Consider the following 2,472-nt stretch of genomic DNA (forward strand, 5'->3'; position numbering starts at 1 on the left):
AAAACCGTTTTACGGACTGTGCACTCAAAAAACACTATGTAGTCCGTAATACAATTTAATAACAATTGATATTGGCCATCTTTTTACGGACTGAGATAAGAAAATAAGCCATTCAGTCTGAATTCCACTATTTAACCCACGCTAGAAACCAATTCACCCCCTCCCGCGCCTTCATCATCCCCGCTTGATTACCCAAAAACGTCCACCGGAAATCGGTCAAGTGGATCATGGAATACCGCAGCAGATACGGCCGGGTAAGATCAGCTAAATTGCTGATAACACCTAGTATCTGCGAGGATATGCCGTGAAAGCCACTTGAGTGATTTCCAGTGGACGTTATAATTCAAGAAGTGGGGATGATCCCGCCTTGTAGTATTCAGCTTTTTCTAAAAAAATTGGAGCGTACTCGCTCCAATTTTTATTTTTCATGCAATTGAACGGTTGTTTTTTGCAGCCTTTGCCTTGTTCTCAGCCTGTTTTTTCTTGCGGATTGAATTGATCCCGTAATGAAATAACACAATAGCCAATAGCAGTCCGAATACAGCCGCCATAAAGGCGTTGACACTGAGAGTGTCAGCCATAGCAAGAACCATTCCCAAAAAAATAAGGAATACCCCAAATGGTCCATGAGCACGCTGACTTTCACTGTGTCTTCTTCCAAAGATTGAGAAGCTAAGACACGCTGCCCCCAAGATGATAAAGATGATGCCTGTAATTAATAGCCCTACAAAGACCTTCATATCAACGTTCATTATTTAGTTTCTCCCCCGTGCTTAATAGCACACCCCAATTTTTAATAATTATATCACGCGCGGAGCCAGAATTTGTGAACGTTTATTGATTTTTTAAGGCCAAAAACACCGATTTTACAAGGATACCACCTTGCAGTAGTCCTTCAAGATCCCATTTATATAGTCTTTCTGGAGGTCCTCACCAATTATTATGATGACATTTCTGCTGCTTACTACCGGATTTGTCTTTATCTCAGCTTCTGTTGCGTTTATTTCAAGCTGAGAGTTCTCTGAAGTCTTAACAAATCCCTTTACTCTTATCACTTTTCCGGCTTTTTCATCTGCAAAAAGAGATCTTGTTATGCTAAGGAGCGTATCCTTTGGCATCTCAACATCAAAGTAAAACAGCGGAAGATACTGTTTTTCTTCAAGGGCAAGCTTGGGATACGAAGATTTTCTATATCCCGCACCTTCGATCTTCTCAAGATCCTGCCCTGTGAGCTTATCAAAAGGCTTAGTTATTATGTCTTTTCCCTGGTCGTATCTGGCACTGCAGCCATACTCTTCCATGGTCTTGTTGATAAAGTCTGTGATGGCCACCGTATCGGTATCTTGGGACACCTTGCTAAAAACAAGCTTCCCTGCCCAGGCTATTTCCGACATGAACAGGTATCTTGCGGTGTCTTCAAGCATCATGGCGGACTCTGAATCTACTATTCCGATGACGCTCCCGATCTCATACCATCTGTCCAAAGGCTCGTCGTAAAGAACATCGAAAAACTCATCCGCATCATATATCCCTGAAGGTTCTATGATAACCCTGGTATATCCGCTCATGCCCATGGATATCAGCTTTGTGCGGAACCTTCGCCTGTGGGCTTCCTTACCATCTCCGCCAACTATCATCTCAAGGTTGCAGTTATCTCCCAGAAGATCCTGAAGAAGCACCATGTCGATGTTGACTGCCCCATAGTCGTTTTCGATTATGGCTATTTTTTCGCCTTTTTCAATGAGATATTTGGCATATTCTTTTATAAATGTGGTCTTTCCTGAGCCAAGAAAACCGGTAATAAGATCAATCTTTACCATATCCTAAAAATATCCACCCTTTTCGCGATAACAGCGCATAGAAACTCAGTCTTCAACCTCTACAACGCCGCCATCCTTAACGTTTATCTTCATTCCAGTCTTGACGTAGGAGAGGAATTCTTCTCCAAGGCTGTCAATTGTTGGCATTTTGGCATCTGTCCATATATCTGACAAAAGAACTCCCGCAGCCCCGATAGAATCTATAGGATTTGCAAACAACATGCAGGCAGGCTGTCTTCCGTAATCCGCTGCAGTAAACAGGATCATTCCGCCTGTTGTGGAGCCTATGGTCTGTGGAAGGCAAAGAGCTACCCCTGCCATAGGTTTTTTGTAAATATCCGGATTATTCTGGTCGGAGCAGGTCGCTTTTTTGTCCCCAGTAAGAAAGCTTGTCTGATAACTTGCAAGTGTATTGAAACCTCCGTGAGACACAAGCGCTGTAGCACTGCACTCCCCTGGAATTACAACTCTTCCTTTAAACTCTTTCATAATTAGTTCCTCCCCTGTCCTGTGGGTAGTGTCAAATCTGACACCCCTTTTTTGTTACTAAATCCTTTATTTTCGGGAGGTTTAAATAAAAAGAGCATTGACCTCCCTTTTTGGTATAATGTCTATCGCCAAACAGACTAAAAAAAAGGAACCAATGCTCATG

At 42.6% G+C, this 2,472-nt stretch carries 3 protein-coding genes; all 3 read right to left on the reverse strand.

All coding sequences use genetic code 11. The features are described from left to right. Positions 1-425: 425 nt before the first annotated feature. A complete protein-coding gene (locus J6I68_RS14850; RefSeq protein ID WP_292221457.1) occupies positions 426-752 on the reverse strand; it encodes a hypothetical protein in 327 nt (108 codons plus the stop codon). A gap of 114 nt (positions 753-866) precedes the next feature. After that, entirely contained in the window at positions 867-1,820 is a 954-nt protein-coding gene (locus tag J6I68_RS14855; RefSeq protein WP_292221458.1) for a GTP-binding protein, read from the reverse strand. Between the two features lie 45 nt (positions 1,821-1,865). Beyond that, a complete protein-coding gene (locus tag J6I68_RS14860; RefSeq protein ID WP_292221460.1) occupies positions 1,866-2,309 on the reverse strand; it encodes an aconitase X swivel domain-containing protein in 444 nt (147 codons plus the stop codon). Positions 2,310-2,472 lie beyond the last annotated feature (163 nt).

Origin of the sequence: Butyrivibrio sp. (genome assembly GCF_017940685.1) — a bacterium.
In the GTDB taxonomy this organism is placed as follows: Bacteria; Bacillota; Clostridia; order Lachnospirales; family Lachnospiraceae; genus Butyrivibrio.

What these genes read in the sequence shown, in the direction of transcription:
- J6I68_RS14850 (WP_292221457.1), bottom strand. Translation starts at nt 752, where the DNA reads ATGAACGTTGATATGAAGGTCTTTGTAGGGCTATTAATTACAGGCATC.
- J6I68_RS14855 (WP_292221458.1), bottom strand. Translation starts at nt 1,820, where the DNA reads ATGGTAAAGATTGATCTTATTACCGGTTTTCTTGGCTCAGGAAAGACC.
- J6I68_RS14860 (WP_292221460.1), bottom strand. Translation starts at nt 2,309, where the DNA reads ATGAAAGAGTTTAAAGGAAGAGTTGTAATTCCAGGGGAGTGCAGTGCT.